The sequence below is a fragment of the Sulfurimonas sp. genome, assembly GCF_023229105.1.
GTDB lineage: Bacteria > Campylobacterota > Campylobacteria > Campylobacterales > Sulfurimonadaceae > Sulfurimonas.
Genome location: NZ_JALNZY010000026.1, coordinates 1 through 24507, shown reverse-complemented (window position 1 = coordinate 24507; position 24507 = coordinate 1). Strand labels below are relative to the sequence as shown.

26 protein-coding genes and 1 pseudogene are annotated in these 24507 nt (G+C 35.9%); 8 read left to right on the top strand and 19 right to left on the bottom strand.

All coding sequences use genetic code 11. The features are described from left to right. The 6 genes from M0Q17_RS05185 to M0Q17_RS05160 all read right to left on the bottom strand — a co-directional run. A partial coding sequence (locus tag M0Q17_RS05185; protein WP_295084078.1) for an NADH-ubiquinone oxidoreductase-F iron-sulfur binding region domain-containing protein occupies window positions 1–349 on the bottom strand: 349 nt, incomplete at its 3' end. 14 nt (window positions 350–363) lie between these two features. Beyond that, a complete protein-coding gene (locus M0Q17_RS05180; protein WP_295084075.1) occupies window positions 364–585 on the bottom strand; it encodes an NADH-ubiquinone oxidoreductase subunit E family protein in 222 nt (73 codons plus the stop codon). A 94-nt stretch (window positions 586–679) separates the two neighbouring features. Then, complete coding sequence (nuoD, locus tag M0Q17_RS05175) at window positions 680–1918, bottom strand: NADH dehydrogenase (quinone) subunit D (RefSeq protein WP_295084072.1); 1239 nt, start codon at window positions 1916–1918, stop codon at window positions 680–682. 8 nt (window positions 1919–1926) lie between these two features. Further along, entirely contained in the window at window positions 1927–2733 is an 807-nt protein-coding gene (locus M0Q17_RS05170) for an NADH-quinone oxidoreductase subunit C (protein ID WP_295084069.1), read from the bottom strand. After that, the gene (locus tag M0Q17_RS05165) at window positions 2733–3242 is read right to left on the bottom strand and encodes an NADH-quinone oxidoreductase subunit B family protein (protein ID WP_295084066.1); all 510 of its coding nucleotides are present in this window, start codon (window positions 3240–3242) and stop codon (window positions 2733–2735) included. Before M0Q17_RS05165 ends, M0Q17_RS05170 begins: the two co-directional genes overlap by 1 nt. After that, window positions 3224–3613 (bottom strand): NAD(P)H-quinone oxidoreductase subunit 3, encoded by a 390-nt coding sequence (locus tag M0Q17_RS05160; RefSeq protein ID WP_295084063.1) that lies wholly within the window; start codon window positions 3611–3613, stop codon window positions 3224–3226. The genes M0Q17_RS05165 and M0Q17_RS05160 overlap by 19 nt, the downstream gene beginning before the upstream one ends. Before the next feature lie 400 nt (window positions 3614–4013). Between M0Q17_RS05160 and M0Q17_RS05155 the strand changes: the two genes are divergently transcribed. The 3 genes from M0Q17_RS05155 (at window position 4014) to putP (ending at window position 7035) form a co-directional block, all read left to right on the top strand. Continuing rightward, on the top strand, window positions 4014–4865 hold the full coding sequence (locus M0Q17_RS05155) for a CBS domain-containing protein (protein ID WP_295084060.1): 852 nt from the start codon (window positions 4014–4016) through the stop codon (window positions 4863–4865). 23 nt (window positions 4866–4888) lie between these two features. Beyond that, a complete protein-coding gene (locus M0Q17_RS05150) occupies window positions 4889–5356 on the top strand; it encodes a magnesium transporter (protein WP_295084057.1) in 468 nt (155 codons plus the stop codon). Window positions 5357–5565: 209 nt separating this feature from the next. After that, a complete protein-coding gene (gene putP / locus M0Q17_RS05145; RefSeq protein WP_295084054.1) occupies window positions 5566–7035 on the top strand; it encodes a sodium/proline symporter PutP in 1470 nt (489 codons plus the stop codon). A 3-nt stretch (window positions 7036–7038) separates the two neighbouring features. Here the strand turns inward: putP and M0Q17_RS05140 are convergent, their stop codons facing one another. After that, entirely contained in the window at window positions 7039–8727 is a 1689-nt protein-coding gene (locus M0Q17_RS05140) for a diguanylate cyclase (protein WP_295084051.1), read from the bottom strand. A 183-nt stretch (window positions 8728–8910) separates the two neighbouring features. Between M0Q17_RS05140 and M0Q17_RS05135 the strand changes: the two genes are divergently transcribed. The 3 genes from M0Q17_RS05135 (at window position 8911) to M0Q17_RS05125 (ending at window position 10049) form a co-directional block, all read left to right on the top strand. Then, entirely contained in the window at window positions 8911–9162 is a 252-nt protein-coding gene (locus M0Q17_RS05135) for a ribbon-helix-helix domain-containing protein (RefSeq protein WP_295084048.1), read from the top strand. Further along, the gene (locus M0Q17_RS05130; RefSeq protein ID WP_295084046.1) at window positions 9152–9475 is read left to right on the top strand and encodes a type II toxin-antitoxin system RelE/ParE family toxin; all 324 of its coding nucleotides are present in this window, start codon (window positions 9152–9154) and stop codon (window positions 9473–9475) included. Before M0Q17_RS05135 ends, M0Q17_RS05130 begins: the two co-directional genes overlap by 11 nt. Before the next feature lie 100 nt (window positions 9476–9575). Beyond that, window positions 9576–10049 carry a pyridoxamine 5'-phosphate oxidase family protein gene (locus M0Q17_RS05125; protein ID WP_295084043.1) on the top strand — a complete coding sequence of 158 codons (474 nt, stop codon included), beginning with the start codon at window positions 9576–9578 and terminating at the stop codon, window positions 10047–10049. 28 nt (window positions 10050–10077) lie between these two features. Here M0Q17_RS05125 and M0Q17_RS05120 read toward each other — a convergent pair whose 3' ends face one another. From M0Q17_RS05120 to M0Q17_RS05090, 7 genes are all read right to left on the bottom strand, one after another. Next, window positions 10078–10914, bottom strand: coding sequence for a methylated-DNA--[protein]-cysteine S-methyltransferase (locus M0Q17_RS05120; RefSeq protein WP_295084040.1), 837 nt, complete (start codon window positions 10912–10914; stop codon window positions 10078–10080). A gap of 175 nt (window positions 10915–11089) precedes the next feature. Then, complete coding sequence (locus M0Q17_RS05115) at window positions 11090–12352, bottom strand: serine hydroxymethyltransferase (protein ID WP_295084038.1); 1263 nt, start codon at window positions 12350–12352, stop codon at window positions 11090–11092. Between the two features lie 73 nt (window positions 12353–12425). Further along, a complete protein-coding gene (locus M0Q17_RS05110; protein WP_295084035.1) occupies window positions 12426–12869 on the bottom strand; it encodes a nucleoside deaminase in 444 nt (147 codons plus the stop codon). A gap of 1 nt (window position 12870) precedes the next feature. Further along, window positions 12871–14607 (bottom strand): ATP-binding protein, encoded by a 1737-nt coding sequence (locus tag M0Q17_RS05105; RefSeq protein ID WP_295084032.1) that lies wholly within the window; start codon window positions 14605–14607, stop codon window positions 12871–12873. An 8-nt stretch (window positions 14608–14615) separates the two neighbouring features. Beyond that, entirely contained in the window at window positions 14616–15800 is a 1185-nt protein-coding gene (locus tag M0Q17_RS05100; RefSeq protein WP_295084029.1) for an outer membrane protein transport protein, read from the bottom strand. A 49-nt stretch (window positions 15801–15849) separates the two neighbouring features. Beyond that, the gene (gene nfo, locus M0Q17_RS05095; RefSeq protein WP_295084027.1) at window positions 15850–16695 is read right to left on the bottom strand and encodes a deoxyribonuclease IV; all 846 of its coding nucleotides are present in this window, start codon (window positions 16693–16695) and stop codon (window positions 15850–15852) included. Beyond that, entirely contained in the window at window positions 16688–17158 is a 471-nt protein-coding gene (locus M0Q17_RS05090; RefSeq protein WP_295084024.1) for a hypothetical protein, read from the bottom strand. The genes nfo and M0Q17_RS05090 overlap by 8 nt, the downstream gene beginning before the upstream one ends. A gap of 110 nt (window positions 17159–17268) precedes the next feature. Here M0Q17_RS05090 and M0Q17_RS05085 point away from each other — a divergent pair, with 110 nt between their 5' ends. Beyond that, window positions 17269–18072, top strand: a complete 804-nt coding sequence (locus M0Q17_RS05085) for an ion transporter (protein ID WP_295084021.1) — start codon at window positions 17269–17271, stop codon at window positions 18070–18072. Between the two features lie 13 nt (window positions 18073–18085). On the opposite strand, the gene M0Q17_RS05080 is transcribed toward M0Q17_RS05085, so the two are convergent. The 5 genes from M0Q17_RS05080 to M0Q17_RS05060 all read right to left on the bottom strand — a co-directional run bounded on the left by M0Q17_RS05080 (window position 18086) and on the right by M0Q17_RS05060 (window position 24175). Further along, window positions 18086–18340 (bottom strand): hypothetical protein, encoded by a 255-nt coding sequence (locus tag M0Q17_RS05080; RefSeq protein ID WP_295084018.1) that lies wholly within the window; start codon window positions 18338–18340, stop codon window positions 18086–18088. Between the two features lie 112 nt (window positions 18341–18452). Then, window positions 18453–19328 (bottom strand): RhuM family protein, encoded by an 876-nt coding sequence (gene rhuM / locus M0Q17_RS05075; RefSeq protein ID WP_366835004.1) that lies wholly within the window; start codon window positions 19326–19328, stop codon window positions 18453–18455. Between the two features lie 607 nt (window positions 19329–19935). After that, a complete protein-coding gene (locus tag M0Q17_RS05070; protein ID WP_295084013.1) occupies window positions 19936–20340 on the bottom strand; it encodes a type II toxin-antitoxin system PemK/MazF family toxin in 405 nt (134 codons plus the stop codon). 221 nt (window positions 20341–20561) lie between these two features. After that, on the bottom strand, window positions 20562–21131 hold the full coding sequence (locus M0Q17_RS05065) for a hypothetical protein (RefSeq protein WP_295084010.1): 570 nt from the start codon (window positions 21129–21131) through the stop codon (window positions 20562–20564). Further along, complete coding sequence (locus M0Q17_RS05060) at window positions 21131–24175, bottom strand: N-6 DNA methylase (protein WP_295084007.1); 3045 nt, start codon at window positions 24173–24175, stop codon at window positions 21131–21133. Before M0Q17_RS05060 ends, M0Q17_RS05065 begins: the two co-directional genes overlap by 1 nt. 168 nt (window positions 24176–24343) lie before the next feature. Here M0Q17_RS05060 and M0Q17_RS05055 point away from each other — a divergent pair. Beyond that, window positions 24344–24507: pseudogene (locus M0Q17_RS05055) on the top strand (hypothetical protein); the annotation flags it as partial.

Sequence of the window (24507 nt, the reverse complement as noted above, 5' to 3'; positions counted from 1 at the left end):
TACTTTTGCCGATCTCTTTTAGATGGTCCAAATCAGCCCTGCTACCTTCGCCGCGTGCGATCTTGTCAAGCTGGTCGTATAAGATACGTCCGCCCCATCGCCCCGGTGCGCATCTTCCACACGCTTCAGAGTACTCTTGATACTGTGCAGCGTACTCCATAGCAAGACGGATAACATCTACATCTTCATCAAAAAGTGCTACGCCGTCCCAGCCGATGAAAGCTTTTGATTCGCGGTGGCTGTCATATTGTGCCGGTAGGTTGTAAGCTGATTCTTTCCACTCCTCTATAGGTGTGTTGATGTTATTTACAAACTCACCATTCCAAGTAGAAAAATATACTTTGCTCAAAATTTAGATCCTGCTTATTTTTTTGTCACGATAGTCCAGTCGACTTCGTTGAACTTTAAAGAGTTTAACAACTCGTATCCGCACTCTTTTACCAAATCTGCTGATCTTTGAATCGGTAAAAAGTCTCCGATTTCAAACAAAAATATTGCCACCTCGCCAGCTTTGTGAGCCTCTAAAATCTCTTTCATTCTAGGTTCAAAACTATCTTTTAAGTGTCTTAAATCATATCTTTTCATATTGTCGTCTCCTTTTTCAAAGAAGTGAATTCTTTGAAAATTCCCCTCACTAAAGCTTCATCTTCGATGAGAGAAAAAATTATAAATTTTTTCATTAGCGATCTACCTCTCCAAATACAATATTTGTTGTACCGATTATTGACACAACGTCTGGAATATAGTGTCCCGGCAAGAGGTCCGTTAAAACTCCCGCATGCCAAAATGAAGGTGCACGAACTTTTAGTCTATACGGATATGGTCCGCCTTGAGAGTTGATGTAAAAACCAAGCTCTCCTTTTGGAGACTCTGTTGCCACATAAACTTCTCCAACAGGTGGTCTCATACCTTGAGTAACCAGAACAAAGTGCTGCATCAAAGAGTAGTTTTGCGTCATTATGTCAATTTTTGGAGCAGAAACATATTTAGGAGCATGAGCCATTAGCTCAGTTTGGTTATTTTTAACACACTCTTTATACATATCTATTGTCTGATATAGAATCTTTGCAGACTCTCTCATCTCTTGCATAAAGACTTTATATCTTGCAAAGTTATCACCTTTATCTGAGTAAGGGACCTTAAACTCTACTTCGTCATATAACTCATACGGCTCCTCTTTACGAATATCCCAAGCAACCCCGCTAGCTCTTAGCATCGGTCCTGTACATCCCCATGAAAGCGCCATCTCTTTTGAGATAGCTCCTACCTCTTCCATTCTCATAAGCCAAATACGGTTAGTGTCAAGCAAATCTTCATAGTCTTTAATATTAGCAGGCAATTTATCCAGAAAACTCTTTAGCTGAGCTATAAAACTATCTTGAATATCAAGCGGAACTCCGCCTATGCGAATAGCGGCATGTGTAAGTCTAGCTCCACAATACCCCTCGATGATGTCCATAAGGTACTCTCTCTCACGAAATGCAAAAAGAAAAACTGTCATCGCACCGATGTCAAGTGCAGTTGTTGCTAGCCAAAAAATATGACTCATCAAACGGTTAATCTCTAAGAGCATCATACGGATTACTTTTGCGCGGCGTGGAACTTCAAGCCCGATTAGTTTCTCAACTGCAAGAGCAAATCCGTAGTTGTTAGAAGATGATGCGATGTAGTCCATACGGTCTGTTGTAGGCATAAACTCGTTATAAATCATATTTTCAGCCATCTTCTCCATACCGCGGTGAAGATATCCGATATCCGGATGCGCTTTTACAATCATCTCTTGCTGTAGATGCAACATTAAACGCAACTGCCCATGAGCAGAAGGGTGCTGAGGACCGAAGTTTAAGATCATCTCATTATCTTCTCTATCAAAAGTGATATTTTCAAAAAACGGGGTTAATCTATTTTTAATTTGCATATTACTACCTATCTTTGAGGATCGTCTATAACGACCGAATCTTTTTTATCAAATTTTTTCACCATAAACACGCCACCCTCTTCTTGGTAGTTTTGAACTACTTTAGGTTCGTTGCCCGTTATTTTCGTCCCTTTTGGCACTTCATGCCCAAGACGTGCAAATCTCTCGCTATCATAACGGTCCACTTTTGCGCTATCTCGAAGTTCAGGTCCGATAATATCGCGCGCTTCTTTTCCGTAAATCTTGTCAACTTCATACCATGCCGCAAACTCATCGCCTTGAAGAGGATAAGTTTTTAAAAGCGGATGACCTTGCCAATCATAAGGCATAAGGATTCTTTTCATAAAAGGGTGTCCATTTGCTTCAATGCCAAACATGTCAAACATCTCACGTTCAGACCAATCAGCAGAGCGGAACAGCTTTTCAACGCTGTTTACAGCTTCGCCTTTATTTATAAACATCTTTATACGAAGACGCTTACGTTTATTCATGCTTAGCATCTGATAAAAAATCTCAAAACCGCCTCTATCTGCAAGCCAGTCGATAGCGCTCATTTCGGAGAGTTGTGTGTACTCAAGCTCATCTCTTAAGAGCTCTAAAACTTTATAATTATCAGACGGATTGATAAAAACAACCATCTGTCCTACTTGAATATAGGCATCAAGAACATCAAATTTTGCTTTTATAGCCTCTAAATCACGTGCGAAAACCTCATCGCTCTCAACATGACTTTTGGGCACTTGTGGGGAAACATAAAATCTATCCGTATAGTACGCTTTTGCTTGTACATTATCTTTAGGTTTATAAGCTCTCATTACATCAACCTTTTATCAGTTTGCGCTCTTGAAGCTTTATTGGCACGAATCTTTTTCTGCAGCAGCATCACGCCGTACTGAAGCGTCTCGGGACGTGGAGCACAGCCTGGAAGATATAAGTCAACCGGAATAATCCTATCAACCCCTTGAACAGTAGCGTAAGTGTTAAACATTCCACCCGTATTTGCGCATGAACCCATTGAGATAACCCATTTCGGCTCAGCCATCTGATCGTAGAGTCTTTTGATAAACTCTGCATGTTTTTTCGTAAGTGTTCCCGCTACTATCATAACGTCTGCTTGACGAGGAGATGCTCTAAAGATTGTTCCAAATCTATCAAAGTCATATCTTGAAGCCCCTGATGCCATCATCTCTATACCACAACATGCAAGTCCGTATGTAAGCGCCCAAATGGAGTTTGAACGTCCCCAATTTACGATTTTATCTATACTTGTAAGTGCAACCGGCAAGCCGCCGTTTTGCGTATAATTTATTTTATGTTGTGCCATTCAAGCGCTCCTTTTTTCCATGCATAAATAAAACCTATTGTTAAGAGCAGTATAAACATTAACATTTCGGCAAAACCAAACCAACCGAGTAGTTTAAAATCAACCGCCCATGGGAACATGAAGACTATCTCTACATCAAATAGTAAAAAAAGCAGTGCAAATAGATAAAACTGCGGAGAGATTCTATTTGGCTGTTTTGTAATCTCAGGTCCACACTCATAGACTGAGAGTTTAATTTTTTCACTATTTTTAGCAGCTAATGCACGACTCGCCATACGAGCTATAATCGTCGTCGTTATAAATGCACCGAATGTTAAAAGGAAAAGTACAAATACCCCAAAATACGGATTTGAAGTCACTATATGCTCCATATAACCTACCTTTGTTATTGTTATTGTTTTAAAACGCATAAAAACATAAGTCGTTTGACTTGAATATTTTCACATATTTTTAGAAAAAACAGTTGGCTGGATTGTAGCAAAAAGAGTATTAAATAAAACATTAAGGTGCTATTTGAGGGAGTCTGTGTTACGAAATACTACACTATTTTTGAGCTTTTCTATGCAATGTGTAAATTAGAAACATAAATAAGAGAAAATTATAGCAAACCCTATAATTTGCAACACTCTTTCATAAGGAGCGCTTAAAAGACTTGCATTTGCTACTATGTCAGATAGTAAGCAAAATTACCATCATCTACAAAATATGCGCTTACTTCTGTTTTTAGGATAAAATCATAAACTTCAATTATTTTTTAAAGGGGGAGGCATTATGGAACACTTAAAAGTAACTCTTCATGAACTTCTACTCAGTAAAGAGTGGTACAAGCTCAGACGATTACTTGCAGAGTACGATTCTTTTAAACTTGCAAACCTTATCGAAGAGAGAAAGGATGATAGTGAAATAATTCTCTTTAGGCTTTTAAATAAAACACAAACAAAAGAGGTTTTCTCTCTTCTTTCTTATGAAAAACAGCATGAAATTATCAAAAAACTAGCAAAAAACAGTCATAAGCTCTCCATCTTACTAAATGACATGGATCCAGATGATAGAACCGCATTTTTCGAGGAGCTTCCACAAGAGATAGCGCAAAAACTTATCAACTCTCTTTCTCCAAAACAGCAAACTATAGCGATACAACTTCTTAAATATCCAGAGGATAGTATCGGGCGTTTAATGACACCTCAATATGTTGCGATAAAGCCACAAAACACGGTGGAAGAAGCGTTTGCACATATACGAAAATATGGAAAAGATTCTGAGACCTTAAATGTGATTTATGTTGTGGATGAGAAGAAAAAACTCATAGATGATCTACGCATTAAAGAGCTCATCCTCGCCTCGCCAACGCAAAAAATCGCAGAGTTGCTTGATTACCGTTTTATTGCTCTTAATGCGATGGATGATCAAGAAAAAGCTATCGCAACCTTTCAAGATTACGATAGAGTCGCACTTCCTGTTTTAAGTGCTGATGGCGTGCTTGTAGGGATAGTTTCCATCGATGATATCATGGATGTTATAGAAGAGGAATCAACCGAAGACTTCCATAAATTTGGTTCTTTTCAAAAGCGATTAGCAACCCACTCAAAGAGCATGTATTTAACCTTTATAAAAAACGCATAGGTTGGCTTGTTGCACTTGTTTTTATGAATATTTTTTCAGGTGCAGCACTTGCTAATTTTGAAACTCTCATCCAATCCATGGTCGCCTTGGTTTTCTTTTTACCGCTTCTTATAGATAGTGGAGGAAATGCAGGTTCACAATCGGCGACGCTAATGATTCGCTCTTTAGCGATTGGAGATGTTAAACTAACCGACTGGTACAAACTCATAGCAAAAGAGATAGGCGTAGCATTGTTACTCGGCATCACGATGGCATTGGCAGTTGGACTTGTGGCTAGTTTTAGAGCTCCTGAGATTATGATCGTAGTGTGTTTAACTATGGTTATAGTGGTTTTAACAGGAAGCCTTATAGGGCTACTTTTGCCATTTATATTTACAAAACTTCGCCTTGACCCAGCAACAGCAAGTGCTCCACTTATTACCTCCATAGCAGACATTAGCGGTGTGCTAATCTACTTCTCTATTGCATCATGGTATTTTGGAATTAGATAGTATTAACTCTGTTTTCTGCACTAAATTATGCAATATTATTAGTTATTAAGGTGCTAAACTATAGACTAAAAGCGTAATATCTTTACTGCTTTTTTTCCATCTCTAGAGTTCACTAAATGTGCATCTAAAAAAATGGCTTATAACTTCCTAGTTACACCCAAGATGGAAATTTAGGACTAAAAAGTTTAAAAAACAAGAAGGATAAGTAGATGCAAGCACCACTTTTAATTTCATTTTCTCTTTATATGGTAGCGATGCTAGGTATTGGGTTTTATTTTTATTTTAAAACTGATGATTTGAGTGATTATATATTAGGCGGAAGAGGTTTAGGGCCAGGAGTTACAGCACTGAGTGCTGGTGCATCAGATATGAGCGGATGGTTACTTTTAGGACTTCCGGGGATGATGTATAGTGATGGTTTAGTTGGTAGTTGGATTGCTGTTGGGCTTTTTATAGGGGCATATTTGAACTGGCACTTTGTTGCAAAACCTCTTCGTGTTTACACTCACTTTCTTAATGACTCTATTACTATTCCTGATTATTTCTCCAACAGATTTAAAGATAATAAAAATACTCTAAGAATTATTACTGCTATTGTTATTTTGGTTTTTTACACCCTATATACCTCTTCAGGGCTTGTAGGCGGCGCTAAACTTTTTGAAGCTACCTTCAATTTAGAGTATTCGACCGCTCTGATAGTGGGTAGTTTTATCATTGTCTCATACACATTTCTAGGCGGTTACAACGCTGTTAGCTGGACGGATTTTTTTCAAGGTATTCTTATGATGTTAGCTCTTGTTATCACACCTGCGGTAGTTTTATATGATATCGGCGGAGTGAGTGAAGCTATAAGAGTTATTACACTTCACGATGCAAAGATGCTTGATATCTTAAGTGGAAGCTCACTTGTTGGCATCATCTCGCTTCTTGCTTGGGGACTTGGATATTTTGGTCAGCCTCACATCTTAGTGCGTTTTATGTCCATTAGAGATGAGAGTGAAATTCCTCGTGCAAAAGCAATAGGAATGACATGGATGGGGCTCTCAATTCTTGGCTCTTTAGCTGTTGGTTTTTTTGGTTTTGTTTATGTTATAGCAAATGGTGTTGACTTGCAAGATAGTGAGAAGATTTTTATAACTCTCTCTCAGCTACTTTTTAACCCTTGGATTGCAGGATTCTTACTCGCTGCAATATTAGCTGCTATTATGAGCACAATTGATTCTCAACTTCTAGTCTCCTCTTCTGTTTTAACAAGAGATATTTATCACGCCATTCTTAGAGAAGACGCAAGTGACAAAGAGCTTGTTTGGGTTGGTCGTGCTACTGTTATTGCTATTGCTCTCGTTGCTTGGTATATCTCAACAGATGAAAATTCGAGTGTCTTGCAGCTTGTATCTTACGCTTGGGCTGGTTTTGGTGCAGCTTTTGGGCCACTTATAATCTTATCTCTTTATAACCAAAACATAACAAGAACAGGAGCAATAGCGGGGATGATAGTTGGTTCTTTAACTGTTATCATCTACAAAAATTTAGAGGGTGGTATATTTGATTTATATGAGCTTTTACCCGGATTTATCTTTGCGTGGATTGCTATTTTACTCTTTAGTAGAGTTGGTGAGAGTGCTTCGGATGAGTCTAAAGAGATATTTCAAGCGGTTCAAGAAAAACTAAGAGGGTAGAAGTTAGCTTTTAGCACTAACTCTGTTTCTACCGCTGTTTTTTGCAACATAAAGAGCATCATCGGCTCTTTTTATAGCTAACTCTAGATCTGCTTCCTTTTCTACATATATTTGAGCCACGCCTATACTTACTGTAAAGTTAAAATCTTCATTTAGTGGAGAGATGAGAGTCAATGATTCTACTAGTTTTCGTAACTTCTCGGCTAAATTGGTAGCATCTTCGAGTGCAGTATTTGGCAGTAATATGACAAACTCTTCGCCTCCGTATCTGCAAACTATATCACTTTTTCTTTGAGTATCAAGAAGAAGTCGCGATAAATTAATCAGCACTTCATCACCAAATTGGTGCCCATAAGTATCGTTTACATTTTTAAACCTATCAATGTCAATCATAAGAATAGATAAGTGTTTCTTCTCTCTTTTAGAGATATCTAGCACTTTTTCTGATATCTCAGTGAAATATCTTCTATTGTATAGCTTAGTCATGGGGTCAGTTGATGCTAAGAGTTTTAACTCTATCTGTTTGAGCTTTTCTTCCTCTTTTTCCTCTTCCATCATTTTAAATTTATATGCCACTAAATAAGAGAGTAGTAGTGCCTCGATAATAAGTCCAATGCTTGTACCATGGGACGATATATAGTTAGAATCCGCAAAACCTATAAAATACATAAGAGCATAAATACTAAAAATCAAGTAAAACGTATGAGCAAACAGAAATATTTTTATGAGCTTATCGCCTCTTATGTAGAGGCTAATAGCAATCCACATAAAAATGATAAGAGCATAACTAAGAGATAAAAACAAAATCTCTAAGGCGCTAGTAAAATCTATGATTCCATACATAAAATTTGATAGTGAAACAACTATAACGCTAGATAATAGTTTATGCTCAAATTTATATTTTTCTTTTGTTTTAAAAATAGTTTGAATAAATAGTGCTAAAAAAACGGGAGCTAACATTATGCCAAAGCTAAATCTTGCAGGAGTATCCCCATATATTTGAAAATAGTGTGCCAGTGAACCATAGACATAAAATATCCACAGAGTTGAAGATATAAGATATAAGAAGTAGTACAAATACTCTTTATACCTTGAAGAGATAAAGATAAGTAAATTGTATAGGGCCAAAGCCAAAAGAAGCCCAGAGATTAATACGGCATCTACTTTTTCATATATTAAATATCTAACAGATTCTTTCTGGGAAAATATTAAAAAGTTGTAAAAATGGTAGGCGGGAGTTTTTTGATGTACATATATTGTCTTGTACTCATCTGGCTTAAGAGTAAACTCAAATATAGCATCTGCACCATTTAGTTGCTCTTTAGCTTGTGGACCATATGGAGAAATTGTCTCTTTTTTTATAAGCTTTTCAGTAGCATCTACTTCAAAGTATTCGATACTTGTATATTTATACGCTAAGTCTTGATGTAAAAAAAGAGTTTGTTGTTCTTTAGTTGCATTAAAAAGTTTTATTTTTATCCAAACATCTTTGACTTTAACGCCCAAAGAGTCTTTGTTTTTGCCTTTTTCAAATTTGATGGATTTAATATCTTCAAATTTCAGTTCACTCGCATTGTCAATAAAATAGCTCAGTTCAAAATCTGTAATGCTAAACCTATCTGAGTCTATATTTACAATTGGCTGCGCAAATGAGAGTGAAATAAGTGATAAAAACAGTATTATTAATCTCATATAGTTTTTCTTTTTGTTCTATTTTATTTAACTGTTAAATGGTATCTAAATAATCTCATATATAAAACAGTAAAACGAAAGATTTACAACAGTGTTGTCTCTTAGACTCTGTTTTATGAGCAAAGTTTGACACTGTTATATAAATAGTATATAATATATTATATAAAAAGATAGGATGTAAACATGTACACATTATCACAATTAGAAAAACAGCAAGTTGGACTTAGGTTGCCAAGATACCTAATAGAAGAGATTGATAAACTTACACAAGAGTACACTCTTAACCGTAGTGATATTATTACAGAGTCTATCAAAGTGTTTATAAGTGAACAAAAAGCAAAAGAGTTTTATAAAAATCTAGATACTTCTTGCAAAGAGATGAAAGATAATTCAGCTAACCAACAAACTTTGCAAAGTCTTATAGATGAACTATAGCATTATTGCTACACCACAATTTGCAAAATCAGTTAAAAAACTAAGCAAGAAGTATAAACTCATTAAAAATGATTTGATATTACTTCAAGATGAATTACAAAGCAGTATAGATGGTGTGGAGCTTGGAAATAGTTGCTATAAAATAAGGGTTGCAAACTCCTCAATCCCTACAGGTAAAAGAGGCGGTTTTAGGGTAGTTTATTATAAAAAAATCAAAAACATAATATATCTACTTGAAATTTATACTAAAAGTGAGCTAGAAAATATCAGTGATGATAAAATTTTACAAATCTTAAAAGAGAACAATTTATAAAAAATCTGAGATAAAGACATTTATAAGCAATTTTTGGATTGACTTCACTTATATTACTACTCTATAATAACGCTACATTATATATTTAAAAGGGGCAAACATGAGACATAGAACTAAAACACATCTCTTAAGCAAAGAGCAGATAGAGGAGCTGTTTTTGCGAGCTGAAGTTGGACGGCTTGGGACTTTTTCTCAAGATGGTTTTCCTTATGTACTACCTATGCATTTTGTATATTTTGAGAATAAAATATATATGCATGGCTTACCAAAGGGCAAAAAAATTGACAACATTGTGTTTAACCAAAATGTCTGTTTTGAGATAGATGAAATGCTCTCATTGCTACATGAAGGTGTTGAAAATCCTTGTGATGTAAATACAGAATTCAACAGCATTATCGCTAACGGCACGGCTTCAATCGTTACTGATTTTGATGAGAAAAAAATTGCACTATCTAAAATCATAGAAAAATTCACACCTCATCTAGCAGCTAAAGAGATGCCTCTTAAGATGATAAATACAACCGCTGTTATAAGAGTAGATATTTTAGAGTGTGTAGGAAGGTATTATAAATAAAGGAGGAACTGCCTCCTTTTAAAGTTCGTTAAATAGCTTTAGTTTCTTTGTTTAAAGACTCATAAGCAATTAGTATTTTTTTACGCTCAATCCCCCATCTATAACCGCTCATGGCTCCGCTTTTAGCTATAACTCTGTGGCAGGGGATTAGATACCCTATGTGGTTTCTTCCGATGGCACTGGCTACCGCTCTGGCTGCTTTTGGTTTATCTACAAAATTTGCTATATCTTGATAGGTTGCGACTACCCCGTTTGGCAGGTTTAAAAGGGCCCTCCAAACATTTATCTGAAGATTTGTTCCCTTTACAAAAAGGGAGTATTTTTTATTTTTTATAAAGATATTCTCTAAGTACTCATTTGCGGCTTTTTCATCGAAACAGAGATTTGCATTTTCCCAAAGCTCTTTAAATCTGTTAAAAATCTCATTTTTATTATTATCAATAAAACCCAAATAACAGATGCCTTTGTCCGTAAATCCTATCAAAGCCTCTCCAAAAGGAGTTTCTCCAAATCCGTAGGTTATCAAAACATCTTTGCCTTTTTCTCTCCACTCTCTTGGGGTTACGCCGATTAGGTTTACAAAAAGTTCATGAAGTCTGCTTGAGCTTGAGAGCCCCATATCTAAACTGCTATCAAGTATGGATTTGGACTCTTTTATATGCTCTTTTGCATAGTTTAGTGTCACGCTGTGTAAAAATTGCATAGGAGTAACGCCTACATACTCTTTAAAAACTCTTATAAAGTGGTATTTGCTCATACCGATATTTTTAGCAACCTCATCAATCGAGGGGTGCTCTTTGAAGTTCTCATCAATATATTTTATTGCTTTTTCTATCTGTATATAGTTGCTATTAAAAGTATGCATCGCTTCTCCAGACTCTCAAAAAAACCTTTAGTAACTTACATTATGCACTTTTCATAAAAGTGTATAAACACCTTGTAATTCTCGAAAAACAAAGTTTTTCGTAGCTTCAGGGGGTTGTAGGGACATTTGTCCCTGCCACTAAAACGGACGCGTTCGTTTTAGTGCGTAACATCAGTTAGTAAGTCGATTGATTGTAAATCACAAAATTCCCGGCTAACTCTTCTAACTCTTTGTTTATTTTAGCATGAAGAGGCTTATCTTCAATGTTGTCTAAAACATCGCAGATTTTATTTGCGATAAACTCAAACTCTTTTTCTTTCATGCCTCTTGCCGTTAATGCTGGGCTTCCTATCCTGATACCCGAGGTTATAAATGGCGTTCTCTTCTCTGCTGGAACTGTGTTTTTATTTACGGTAATTCCCGCATCTGCTAATGCGGCATCAGCATCTTTACCCGAGAAAGGTCTATTTAAAAACGAGACCAAAACAAGATGATTATCCGTTCCGCCTGAGACAAGCTCAAATCCTCTCTCAAGTAGCACTCTCTCAAGCACTTTGGCATTTGCCTTTACCTGTTTTGCGTACTCTCTCCATGATGGAGCTAGTACCTCTTTAAATGCAACTGCCTTTGCAGCTATAACGTGAACAAGCGGTCCACCTTGAGTTCCGGGGAAAATTGCTGAGTTGATTTTTTTAGCAATCTCCTCATCATTTGTCATAATCACACCGCCTCTTGGACCCCTTAGTGTTTTATGTGTGGTAGTTGTTACAACATCGGCATAAGGGAATGGGCTCATATGTTCATCCGCCGCAACAAGACCTGCAACGTGGGCAATATCGGCAAATAAAATAGCACCAACAGCGTCGGCTATCTCTTTGAACTTTTTAAAGTCTATCTCTCTTGCGTATGCGCTAGCACCGCAAACTATGATTTTTGGTTGCGTGATTTTTGCAATTTCTAAAACTCTTTCATAGTTGATTCTTCCATCAAGCTCTACACCATAATAAAATGCCGAGTAGTTTTTACCTGAAAAAGATGGTTTACTTCCATGAGTTAAATGTCCACCATCAGAGAGATTCATACCTAAAATTCTATCTCCTGATTGAAGAAGTGCCGCGTAAACAGCAGCATTTGCTTGACTTCCTGAGTGGGGCTGAACATTGGCATAAGTACAACCAAAGATTTTACAAACCCTGTCAATCGCCAACTGCTCAATAGCATCAGCTTCTTCACAACCGCTATAGTATCTCTTATATGGGTAGCCTTCGGCGTATTTGTTAGTAAAAACACTTCCCATAGCCTGCATAACCGCTGGGCTTGTAAAGTTCTCACTAGCAATCATCTCTAAGTGATTGGTTTGTCTCTTTAGCTCTTTTTCAATAATTGAAAAAACTTCTCTATCTGCAACTTCCAAGCTTGCGTTTGATATAAAACTCATCTTTTCTCTCCAATCTTTGATTTTTAAAAGAATAACTGAATCAAAAAGATTTAACAATCCAAAAATTGCTATTTTAGTAGAGCATTTTATCCTCTTTTACGCTCCATGCTTTAAAAGGTTTTAAGCACTCTTCTCTGTCGATATTTTTTAGCTCTAAAGTCTCTTTTTCGTAAAACTCTTTGTCTCTAAAGCCTATCTTATCGGCATCTTCGCTTGTTGCTCCATAATAGACTGTTTTTATATTTGCCCATTTTATAGCACCTAAACACATCGGGCAAGGCATACATGTAGCGTATAGTTCACATCCGCTTAAATCAAAAGTTTTAAGCTTTTTTGAGGCTTTTTTTATAGCATTTATCTCTGCATGAGCAGTTGCATCGTTTTGTTTTAAAACTTGATTGTGAGCTTTTGAGATGATCTTGCCATCTTTTACAATAACTGCCCCAAAAGGTCCGCCATGGTTGCTATGGACCCCTTTTAGCGCCTCTTTTACCGCTTGATGCATAAACTTATTCATCTTATTTATTTAAAAATCCCATCAATTTTTCGCTGTCAAAACTTGCGTCTTTCTCTTTTTTGATCTCTTGTTCGAAATCCTCTAAAGCGAATAACGGCTCTTCTCTTACGGCAACTCTGTATGCCGTATTTTTTATAATTAGATTTATCTGTCCACCTGTTAGAGAGTAAGTAGAGAGTTCTTCTACGTTAAAGCCCTCCTCGTAAGGCGCATTTACAGGAAGCATCTTTTTCCAAAGTGAGAGTCTTTGCGCTTTGTTTGGTTTTTTAAACTCAATCTTGTAGTTAAAGCGTCTTGAAAATGCTTTGTCTATATTTTCTAAGAGGTTTGTAGTAGCGATAAGTACGCCCCTAAACTTCTCTATCTGCTCCAAAAAGATATTTTGCATCTGGTTGTGCATCTGGTCGGCTCCGCTGTTTGTGCCGCTTGAGCGTGCTCCTAAAAACTGGTCTGCTTCATTGAGCAGAAGTATCGGCTCTGACTTTGTTTTTTCACATAAATCATAAAAAGTATCAAAAATCTTGCGAACGTTTTTCTCGCTCTCCCCCACATACATGGAGAGAATTTTTGAACAGTCAAATGCTAAAACCTGACGCTTTAAAGATTTTGCAAGCGAATATGCCGTCATGGTTTTACCGGTTCCAGCCGCGCCGTAGAAGATAATTCTTGCATCAATACCGCTTTTTTTATCTTTTACACCCCACTCTACAAGTCTGCCAACAACCTCTTTATCAAGCTGTCTCATGAGATTTTGGAGCGTAGTTTGAGTCTCGTTTGCAAGTACGACATCCTCAAGTGAAGTCTCAGGTTCTACAAGCTCAAAAATATCCTGCTCATCTATAAGCGTATTTAGTTTTATGCGGCGAACTTTTTTGTTTTTTTGCGGATGAATAATGCTTTGAAGAACATCATCGACAATATAAAATGCACGTGAAATTCCTCCAAAAGGGTTAAGCATCTCCTCATAATCAATGATTCCGTCATTTATAAGGTTTGAGCCATCCTCCAATAGTGAACGGTTTTTTATACGCTCATACTCATCAAGCGATATTAGTTCTATGAGCGTGTTCATCTCCCGAAGGGATGCGTCCGTAGCGCTATACTCTTCACGAAGAAGTGCTAGAAAAATAACCTGCTCTTTTGAGTCCATCTTTTTTTGCTTGAAAAACTTATCAAGCACAAGCTTTCCAACAGTCTGTGCAACTCTCTCCTCTATGCGTTTTTCAAGGATTTTTAACTTAGCCTGCGTTCTGTCAATCCCCAAAGAGTGCTCATGTACGTTTTGGCGAATAGCACTCATCTTTTGGTACAGGTCTATGCGTAAAAACTGATCTTGAAGATACTCAAGATGATCAGAGTAGGGTTTTATGTCGGGTAGTTCACTCTCAAGCGCACCGTCTTGAAGCAGCTTAAGAAATGATGGCGAAAGCCCAACCGCACTGTTTAGAAGCTCTAGCGGAGTTACCTCTGAAATCTTTATAGGTGTAAAACTCTGCTGATGCAGCCAGCCGAGTTCTAAAAGAAGTTTTACCTCTGCTATATGCTTAATGGCTTCATATTTTTCTTCGCCGTGTATCTCCTGCAAAAGATCAAGTATCAAGGCATCATCTTCGCCGCGAATATATCTTTTTGTAAGTGTCTGCAACAACCGTGCTTCTGTTTTACTACATTTTAGCTGCGCATAAATAAGCGTTTTTTCTATATCTTTTGCTTCTAAAAAATTTATTAATGTTTCCAAATATTTCCTTAAAATTTATACTCAAGTGCTGAAGAGATTATCAATACGTTTGAGTTTGAAAACTCTCCATCTAGCTTGCTGTTTAAGACCGTTCTATCTTCCCTTATGGAGTATAAAGCGGCTAATCCTATGCTTATCTTCTCGTTTATGCAGTATCTTGAGCCCAAAGAAAACGACATAGAGTCGCTATCTGGCAGTTCAAATCCGAGCGTTGCTTCTGGTGCAGGCGATTCGTCTATAACAACACCGCCCATAAGCGTAAATTTGTCTAGTTTTTGCGTAATGCCTAGACGATAACTATTTGTATCTTTGTAATTTTTTGCAATTGGAGTGCCAAAAACAACCTCTGTCACAGGGTTTACACCTGCGCCATAGTTAAAATCAAGCTCTTTATATGCAGACCAATAGTTTCTCTCATATACAAACTCTATGGTTGTATCACTCAAAAATGTATAGGCAACGGCAAGATTCAACGCTGCCGGCGCAGGAACGCTTACCGAGGCACTGCTATTTGAACTCTCACTTGAGTACGACAAAGCAGCGTTGCCCTTTAGTTCCAAATCTACTTTTGAGCGGTATGTCAAAGCCGTCTCAAACTCAGGTGTCGGTTTGTAAGATAGTGCCAAATTATACCCAAAATCTATACTAGAATCGCCATTCATGTCACGAGATGCAACTGGTGAGCTACTATTTACAACTCCCTTGGAGTAGATGGCTCTAAGACCTAGTGCAACGGAAACTTTATTACCTATTGGCAGGGCAACACTCGGATTTATCTCAACGGTTTTAAGCGTAAACTCCTGCGCACTATATACAGCAGGTGCGTCATCCCATCTCTTTGAAAGTCCTACAGGAGAGACTATGCTAAGTCCAAAACGAGCAGTGCCAATCTCCTGTGAAACATAGTGAAGAGAAGGAATAAAAAAGTTCTCTCTCTTTGACTCTATATCTATACCCACCGCTTTATAGTTTACTTCACTAAGTCCGATATAGATTAGGTTTGCCTCCATGACCGCTTGATTTTTCATAAAAATCATATTTGCGGGGTTGTAGTATGCAGCATCAGCACCACTTGCATGTGCAACATTTGCGGCACCGAGTGCAACAGAACCCAGGGAAGTCTCCGGAATTTTATAACCACCGGCAAACAAAGCGCTCCCCAGCACTAAAAACAGAACAATATTTCTCAACAATTTATATCTCCTACCTCTATTAAAAGAGTAGATTCTACACAAATAGCCCTTAATTTACAAAAGAGTATAAAAGCTCTATCTCCTCTTTCCAGATGCTATCGTCGATAGTCTCTAAGATAAGCGGGATGTCATCCATTCTCTCATCGTTCATGATAAACCTAAACGCATCAAGCCCAATTTCGCCCTTGCCTAGAGAGTTATGCCTATCTACATGTGATTCAAACTTTGCTTTTGAGTCGTTTATATGCATGCCCATCAGGTACTTAAAACCGATAACTTTATCAAACTCGTTCCATGTTTTATCGTACGCTTCTCTTGTCCTTATATCGTAACCTGCGCTAAACATATGGCAGGTATCGATGCAGACTCCTACGCGGCTTTTATCTTCTACTTTGTCTATGATTTGTGCCAGATGCTCAAACCTCCAGCCGAGGTTGCTTCCCTGCCCTGCGGTATTTTCAAGAACAAGGCTAACACCGCTTGTTTTCTCTAGAGTTCTGTTCATTGCGTCTGCGATTTTAGCCAGACACTCATCTTCGCTTATCTGCTTAAGATGACTCCCAGGATGAAAATTAAGTCTGTCTAATCCTAAAAGAGAGCATCTTTGCACCTCATCCAAAAAAGCATCCATTGATTTTTCTCTTTTGTCCGCTTCAGGGTGACCAAGATTTATAAGATATGAGTCATGAGGAAGCACATGCCGAGGCAAAATCCCGCTTTTTTCTAACACCTCTTTGAACTTATCTATCGTCTCATTATCAAGCTCTTTGCCGTTCCACTGTCTTTGGTTTTTGGTAAAGAGTGCGAACGCTTTTGCACCGATAGCCACGGCATTTTCTACTGCGTTAAAAACGCCGCCACTTGCACTTACATGTGCGCCTACAAATTTACTCATCCAAATCCTTTATATTAAATATTATGCTGTTTTTTCTATCTTTAAAAAAGACTCCGTTTGACTCTACTCTATAGATAATATCCACATCTTTATCCTCTATATCTTGAGTAAAACCGTTCTTTGTTTTGCTTAAATTTGCTCCGCCATAAATCGCATGGGAGAGTAGTATATTTTTTAATATATCATCAGGGTAAGCCGAGTTCAGATACTCTTTGTTAAATCCACTCTTGCTCATGCATCCATCACTTACACAAATGAGATGATTTATGGCTATTTTTTCTATACTTTTTCCTGCTATAAAAAGCTCCAACTCTATTGCTTTATCGCTATTTCTAAGATAACCAACATCATAAAACTTAATCTTTGGCGATTTTATAGTGATTATTTTTGTCTGCGTATGTTCATAGTTTTTGATGCTGCACGCACTAAAAAAAAGAGTAAAAATTAGTAATATATATTGCATAAGCGAATTGTACCAACATAAAACTACAAATCATAAAACATAGATACAAACTTAGCCACTAAATATTATTTAAAGAGTGATAAGATTCCAAAAAAAATCAAAGGAAGCACATGTACGGTAAAATCCAAGCAGTTGTTCAAAGCAGAAACTTCACAAATTTTATAACCTACCTGATTATACTAAACGGCATAACTATGGGGCTTGAGACTTCAAGAGAGTTTATGGCAAATTTCGGCGGGCTTGCTTCACTCTTTAATACTCTTGTTATCTCCATCTTTACTATAGAAATTGCGATGCGTATCTATGTTCATAGACTCTCCTTTTTTAAAGATCCATGGAGTATTTTTGACTTTACAATCGTTGCAATTTCACTTATACCTGTAAGTGAAGGTTTTGAGATTTTAAGAGTTTTAAGGGTTCTAAGACTCTTTAGACTGGTAACAGTCGTTCCGCAGATGAGAAAAATAGTCTCCGCACTAATCAGCGTTATCCCCGGAATGCTCTCTATCGCCGCTCTTATGAGTCTCTTTTTTTACATATTTGCCATAATGGCGACACAGCTATATTCTGAGAAATTTCCAGAGTGGTTTGGAACATTAGGCGAATCTTTCTACACACTTTTTCAAATCATGACGCTAGAGTCTTGGTCTATGGGAATAGTTCGCCCTATCATGGAAGTTTATCCGTTTGCATGGATGTTTTTTGTGCCATTTATCTTTATAGTTACCTTCGTTATGATAAACCTCATTGTTGCGATTGTAGTTGATGCTATGTCCATTATAAACAAGAGTGAAGAAGAGCATATAGTAGAGGAGGTTCAAGTAGCCGAAAACCACACTAACAATGAACTTATAAAACTAAGAGATGAGATTAGAGAGTTAAAAACTTTGATAAAGGCGAGCGTAAAGAGCTAGAGAGCTATTTTCTCTAGCTTTTTTCTAATCCGTTTCTATCATGTATTCTCTCAACGGGGCTGTATGTTTTACCCTCTTTAAATTTATACTCAATCATATTTTTAAAATAGCCACTATCCGTCTGAATATTAATTTGCTTTTCGTTTTGATATGCTCTAGTCATCGCAATAAAAATAGGCTCTACCCATTGAATATCATTAAATTGATTATTTTGGGCACTAAACATGTACATATAGTTCTCAATATTAGATATGGTAATATTTTTCATCTATTCAACCTCTTTACAATAAATATTCTCAAGCGTATCAAATTTCTTATGACAAGTGTAAATATATGGCAGTTTGAAAGATTTTTATTTATTTCCACATGCCAAGAGTACTTCACTCGGTAACGTATTTCAATCTCCCTAAAATTTCTAAAGCACTCATCTCAAATTTTGAAAAAGCAAACCATTTTTTACCTAAATCTTTGAGACTTGCTCCGATATGGTAAATTTCTGCATTGTCGATTATCATAAATCTATCATGAGCATTTTTGAACTCTTTTAATTCTATATTTTGATATTGTGCCTTGTATTTTTGATAATCAAGTTTGAGTTGCTTTGTGATGGTATGAGTATAAATTATTATTTTAAGATTTGGATATTTACTAAAAAGTGTAAAGACACTATCGTCTATATAATTATCAACAAGCACCACTTCATTTTTTGCACTTTTTAACAAACTATTGACAAAGATATAAGCATCATAAACCTCTCCATCAAAAAATATCCCTTTGGATGGTTTTATTGAATTATCACTAATAAGGCTAGAAACTTTGTCGACTTTTGATTTTAAAAGCACCACATCATTTTCAAGTTCTTTAAACCTTTGATTTGTAATCTTTTCAGAGTTAATCACATAGCCATCGGAAATATAGCTTTTAAGTACAGATGTCGCCCACTGTCTAAACCTCACACCTTTTTGAGATTTGACTCTATATCCAACAGAGATGATTACATCCAAATTGTAGTATTCAACATTATATATTTTTCCATCTGAGGCAGTTGTCGCAAAATTTGCGACAGTTGGACTTTTCTCCAGTTTACCGTCACTAAATACATTTCCAATATGCTTCCCTATAGTTTTAACATCTCTACCAAAGAGTTCAGATATTTGATTTCTATTGAGCCAAACTGTTTCATTATTTATAGATACAGTTAACTCTAGTTCACCGTCATCATAGATGACTATATCAGATTTGTTAAGCTTATCCATTTTCATGTCCTCAAATATATATTTTTTACTGTATCAAAAGAATGAAGTAGATTTAAAAAGTATTGCAGTTTGAAATATTTATCTGTTTCCACATGCCAATATCTTTCTAACTCCTATGGTAGAAACAGATGCCTTGGCTTCGGGAGGTGTGGACTGAAATAGAAGAATTGTGTAGCTAGAGTGTTTGGCATGTGGAAATCAGAGGTAGTTGTCGCAAATTTTGCGACAACTGAAAATCATTTACCGCTTAACTTTCAACTCCATCGAATTCGATGAAATTAAAATTATCACAGTTTATGATGAGTTGAGATTATTTCCACATGCCGAGATATTTGATTTTTTTGGCATGTGGAAACTTTATGAAGTTTTAGTTTGAGTAGGAGTTCCGCCTTGGGAAAGGTGGAACTAGAGAACGAGGAAAGTTATTTCACAGTCTCGAGACGATGGGAATGAGTTAAAAAGTGGAGATTCATTCTCAGGGGCGTTGTTTATATTTTGTCATCAACTTTTAAGATATTTAAAAGTATGGCAATTTGTAATGTTTTGACATTATTTTTATATTAGTGTATAATACCCTTACAATTCGCCTTAGGGCACACCCACTTGTTCAAGTGGGGCTAATCAATTTTTTTATTTTTTCTTGTATCGTTTTAAAATTTTCTTTGTCGACCATTCCTATTCTATTCATCAATCTCTTTGTACTAAAGACTTTTATCTGGAGTATCATTGCTGTTGTATTTGTTTTGCCCTTTGACTTATTGTTATACTCAAAACTATGAAAATAGTCATCATTCTTATATGATGTTGTTGTAGGAATTCCTAAAAATAAATCGTGTGTAAGTTTGCGTACAATAATTACAGGACGAGTAAAATTTTCTCCTTTCCCATACTCTTCTGAACCGATATTTTGTCCGATTTTTACCCAAAACAACTCTCTAGGCTTAATACCGACTCGCCGCATATTAACTTCAGTAAGTTTTTTAGTTTCATTCCATTCGTCAAACTTTTTCATAATTTCCTCATTTTATAAAATAACTTATTGTATAAAGAGTAACAGATTTTATGCGGTATTTGAAAATATATGACAGATTGAAATGTTTTTAGATTGACATGTATAAGTAGAGATTCAACGATTGGTGTATTTTATAATTTTTTAGTTCCCATATTCTACTTGGGAATTCATATCGTAATATACACTCCCAAGCACAGCATGGGAGCGAGTAAATTTACAACTCACTTTGCCCTCGCATTCTCTTCATGTTCATAATTTCCTGTTTTAATGACTATCATTGGAGATGCTAAAGAAAAATTTTTACTATTTCCCAAAAACTTCAATAGCATTTTTGCTTTAATTCCATATCTATGAACTACGTGTGTAAAGTTCAATAATTGGTCGTATCCACTAGAAAAATATACATTATTTGTAGCCAAAAATATTATTTTCTTATCAACTTCTGCACAAAATGAAAATTTCAGAACATTATTTTCGTCAGTTGAACTACTTTGTGTAATACCGAATAAACCTTCTATCCAAAACAAATCAGGCAAGTCTTTTATATCATTATCCTTTAATGATATTTCTTCAATTGTATTAAGCTTATCTTTCAGTTTTAAATACATTTCATGTGTATTAACAGAATATTCAAAAGTCTCTTTTAAAGATGCTCCTACTTTGGCAACAACATTTATTCCAACCGATACATCTGTTGTTTTTGAATATTTTATAGGTGCTTCTTTTCCAAAATGTTCTTCATATAATTCAATAATAAAGGCTTTATCTAAATAAATCTCATCTCTCAACATCAAATCCCCTCCACAATCTTAATCTCATCATCACTCAACCCATAAAGTTCATAGACCATTTTATCTATCTCTTTGTCGTTTATTTGTATCTCTGTTTTAAATCCACATGCCAAGGTTTTATCGTTTTCGAAGATGGCTTGCCACTCTTGTTTGAAGTTGCGTTCTGCGAGTTTATCGGCAAATTTTAGTTTGAGGGATTTTGTGTACTCTGTTATGAATTCATCAAAGGTGAGTTCTTCAAAGTTTTGAAGTTTTTTTGTGAGCTTTTCAAGTTTTAGTTCGTTTATAAAGTTTTGTTTTGTCTCTTGGAGGTTTTTGTTTAGCGAGAGCATTTTGTCCGCTTTTTTGATGAATGGTTGTTGATTAAAATCTTTATCCATATTTTTTATAGGAAGTCTTTTTAAATTTACTGCTTTTACTTCTGCAAATGTTCTTCCCTCTTCTGGAACTAAAAACTTATAATAAAAATCCATAAGCTTTGAGTTTAAAATACAAGTTAAAGTTTCATACTTTAGTAAATCATTTTTTACAACTATATTATGAACATTATTTAAAGATAACAATCCTTCATAATCAACTGCCGATATAATTTTATCGCTTGTTTGTCTAACCATTATCTTTGTTTGAAAAAAATTCAAACTTTGTCTCGGCTCAGCTAAAAATTTACCATATTTCAACCAATCAGTTTTTGAAGGTGTAATCATAAATTTATTTATACTTCCACCAACTATATAGTTTTTATATGTATCATCTATTTTATAATTGGCATCATATACTCTACTTTTTACATCTAATGCCGTTTGTTTAGGAGTTCCTTTATTTGTTTGATATGGCTTTATCCCAACTGTAACATTTGAAAATTTTTCTAATCCAAATGTGTCAATAATGATTTTATTTATGATTTCTAATTTATTCCCATCAAATAATAAGTTAAAGCCTAACTCATAACTATTTAACCAATCATTTTGTGAAATTGTTTTAGTAGGTTTAGTTTCTATTTCATTTGTATTATTAAAATGATTTATCACTATATTTTTATTTTGAACCTTATTTTTAGATAATGTAATTATTGAAGTTTCTGCTGTTACATCATCAAAAACCTGATACCGAAATAATAATATATTTTCAAAAAAAGTATTTTCTATGAGATATTTTCTTAAATCTTTAAAATAAAACATTGTTAACCAAGTAGATGGAACAATCAACCCAAGTTTGCCATTTATTTTCAAAAGATTATAAGCTTGTTCCATGAATAAAGTATATGTATCTAATTGGTATTCAACCGTTTCAAATTTTTTATTCAAATAGTCTTTTTCATGTTGAGATAATTTTGCCCCATACGGCGGATTCCCAATCACAACATCAAACCCGCCCTGCGCAAAAACTTCTGGAAATTCCACATGCCAATCAAAAGCATTTGGCACGACTGTTTTGTCGCTTATGAGAGAGTTTCCTACTTTGATTTTATTTGCAAGTTTTGTGAGAGGTCTGCCTCTTTTTGCAGTTCTTAGCCACAAACTCAGTCTTGCAATTTCCACTGCTCCCTCGTTTATGTCCACACCGTAAAGGTTATGCTCTAGCACCTCTTTTTCTACCTCATAGACGGCAAACAAGTCACCCATTAGTGCCAAATCATTTTGTAGTCTTTTATGCTCTTTTAGCAAGTATTCCAAAGCCTGATTTAAAAATGCTCCACTTCCACATGCAGGGTCTAAAATCTTTAAGTTTAAGAGCCACTCTTTGTATGCCAAAAGGTTCTCTTTTGCTTCTTGCTCTTTTTTTGTCGGTTTTTTCGGGTTGGCGATGGCTTCAACTTCTGCGATGTTTAGCTCTGAGCGTTTATTTTCACACAACTTGCAGAGAGTGTTTTGCACAATGTACTCTGTGATGTAAGCAGGAGTGTAAAATACACCGTCTTTTTTTCGCTTGGACTGCTTTTTGTCAAAGTCGTTGTCCAAAAGCTGTGCGCTCATCTCTTCAAGTTCGCTGATGGAGTTCTCAAATATATGCCCCAAAATATTTACAGAGATATCGCTTCCGAAGTTGTAAGCAGAGAGGATTTTCGCTCTTGCGTCTAAAACTTCATCATCGATGATAAGTGCATCCAAAAAATCATCATGCGCAAAAAGTCCGCCGTTGTACATGGTGATATCCAAATCCTCATCGCCTGCGTTTATCGCTTCAAAATAGACTTTGTAGGAGTCATAAAGTGTAAAAGTTTTGACAAGCTTTTTAACCTCTTTTTGACGCTGAATTATTGTGCCGATTGTGTTTTTTGGCAAAAGGTCTGTGTCTTCGCCAAAAAGTATAAATACGATTCGGTCTATGAGTTTTTGTGTGGCATTTAAAAGCTCTAGTTTGTCAATATCTTGGTTATTTTTGAGTATATTTTCAAAAAGATGTGTTCTAAAATTTGTATAGTCTTTATAGAGTTTGTTAGAGATATCCTGCTCAAAGTTAAGCGATTTTTCTTTTATGTCCTGTGGAAGATTTTTACTTATGCTCTCATAACTTAAAATAGTGTGAAGTTTTTTAAAGCCCTCATAATCCAAATCAAAAAGAAAAAACTGCTCGTATGCCGTAGCTTTGTCAAAATAAAATCTTAGTTCGTTGAAGTTTGAAACGATGACATATTTTGCATGGTTGTTGTATTGCAAATACCCAAAAGCTTGTCTCACCGCACTCTCATCACGATTGTACTTTTTGTCCAAATCTTTTGTTTTTAAATCTTTTAGCTCTATGACGGCAACAACTTTGTCATCAACCAAAAGAGCACCGTCTGCTTTTTGTCCGTTTGTTTCGTTCTTTTTTTCACGTTCTAGTGTGTAGTGTTCATCTGTTGAGCGGGTTTTAGATATATAACCGAGGCAGTTTTCAAAGATATCTTCTAAAAAACCGTCTTGATAATCGGTCTCTATCCATGAAGAAATCTTCTCTTTTTTGGCTAAAAAGTTTTTGTACTTTTGCCATCTGTTTTCTATAAGTTTTTCATCTTGCTTTTGTATAAAATCGTTTATTACTTTTTGCCCAAAAAGTTGTTGCATGTAATTTTCCACTGTTTTTTTGATATAAGTCATATATCTTAGCTTATCCTTGCTATGCAAATAGTAAAACTTTTGTTAAATAGTGCCAGATGACTTCATAAGTGAATTTTTCTTTGCAATTTGTCATATTTTAAGCCTACATTTATAAATTTACCTACAATTGCGTTTATGAAAATACATATAGATATAGACTGCTTTTTTGTAAGTGCCGTTCGCATTAGTGAACCATCGTTGGAGGGTTTGCCTGTGGCTATTGGTGGGCGCAGCGATGCTCGGATATTTACTAATGATGCAAAGAAGCAGAGTGTTAACCTGAGAACTCTGGCTCTTTT

Bases quoted from the DNA above. Each gene is read 5' to 3' on its own strand.
- M0Q17_RS05160 (WP_295084063.1), bottom strand. From the start codon at position 3,613: ATGGAGCATATAGTGACTTCAAATCCGTATTTTGGGGTATTTGTACTT.
- M0Q17_RS05140 (WP_295084051.1), bottom strand. From the start codon at position 8,727: ATGAGATTAATAATACTGTTTTTATCACTTATTTCACTCTCATTTGCG.
- M0Q17_RS05085 (WP_295084021.1), top strand. From the start codon at position 17,269: ATGTACGGTAAAATCCAAGCAGTTGTTCAAAGCAGAAACTTCACAAAT.
- M0Q17_RS05090 (WP_295084024.1), bottom strand. From the start codon at position 17,158: ATGCAATATATATTACTAATTTTTACTCTTTTTTTTAGTGCGTGCAGC.
- M0Q17_RS05150 (WP_295084057.1), top strand. From the start codon at position 4,889: ATGAATATTTTTTCAGGTGCAGCACTTGCTAATTTTGAAACTCTCATC.
- M0Q17_RS05115 (WP_295084038.1), bottom strand. From the start codon at position 12,352: ATGAGTTTTATATCAAACGCAAGCTTGGAAGTTGCAGATAGAGAAGTT.
- M0Q17_RS05165 (WP_295084066.1), bottom strand. From the start codon at position 3,242: ATGGCACAACATAAAATAAATTATACGCAAAACGGCGGCTTGCCGGTT.
- M0Q17_RS05135 (WP_295084048.1), top strand. From the start codon at position 8,911: ATGTACACATTATCACAATTAGAAAAACAGCAAGTTGGACTTAGGTTG.
- M0Q17_RS05065 (WP_295084010.1), bottom strand. From the start codon at position 21,131: ATGTTGAGAGATGAGATTTATTTAGATAAAGCCTTTATTATTGAATTA.
- putP (WP_295084054.1), top strand. From the start codon at position 5,566: ATGCAAGCACCACTTTTAATTTCATTTTCTCTTTATATGGTAGCGATG.
- M0Q17_RS05180 (WP_295084075.1), bottom strand. From the start codon at position 585: ATGAAAAGATATGATTTAAGACACTTAAAAGATAGTTTTGAACCTAGA.
- M0Q17_RS05070 (WP_295084013.1), bottom strand. From the start codon at position 20,340: ATGAAAAAGTTTGACGAATGGAATGAAACTAAAAAACTTACTGAAGTT.
- M0Q17_RS05120 (WP_295084040.1), bottom strand. From the start codon at position 10,914: ATGCATACTTTTAATAGCAACTATATACAGATAGAAAAAGCAATAAAA.
- M0Q17_RS05170 (WP_295084069.1), bottom strand. From the start codon at position 2,733: ATGAGAGCTTATAAACCTAAAGATAATGTACAAGCAAAAGCGTACTAT.
- M0Q17_RS05060 (WP_295084007.1), bottom strand. From the start codon at position 24,175: ATGCAACAACTTTTTGGGCAAAAAGTAATAAACGATTTTATACAAAAG.
- rhuM (WP_366835004.1), bottom strand. From the start codon at position 19,328: ATGGATAAGCTTAACAAATCTGATATAGTCATCTATGATGACGGTGAA.
- M0Q17_RS05110 (WP_295084035.1), bottom strand. From the start codon at position 12,869: ATGAATAAGTTTATGCATCAAGCGGTAAAAGAGGCGCTAAAAGGGGTC.
- M0Q17_RS05080 (WP_295084018.1), bottom strand. From the start codon at position 18,340: ATGAAAAATATTACCATATCTAATATTGAGAACTATATGTACATGTTT.
- nfo (WP_295084027.1), bottom strand. From the start codon at position 16,695: ATGAGTAAATTTGTAGGCGCACATGTAAGTGCAAGTGGCGGCGTTTTT.
- M0Q17_RS05155 (WP_295084060.1), top strand. From the start codon at position 4,014: ATGGAACACTTAAAAGTAACTCTTCATGAACTTCTACTCAGTAAAGAG.
- M0Q17_RS05130 (WP_295084046.1), top strand. From the start codon at position 9,152: ATGAACTATAGCATTATTGCTACACCACAATTTGCAAAATCAGTTAAA.
- M0Q17_RS05125 (WP_295084043.1), top strand. From the start codon at position 9,576: ATGAGACATAGAACTAAAACACATCTCTTAAGCAAAGAGCAGATAGAG.
- nuoD (WP_295084072.1), bottom strand. From the start codon at position 1,918: ATGCAAATTAAAAATAGATTAACCCCGTTTTTTGAAAATATCACTTTT.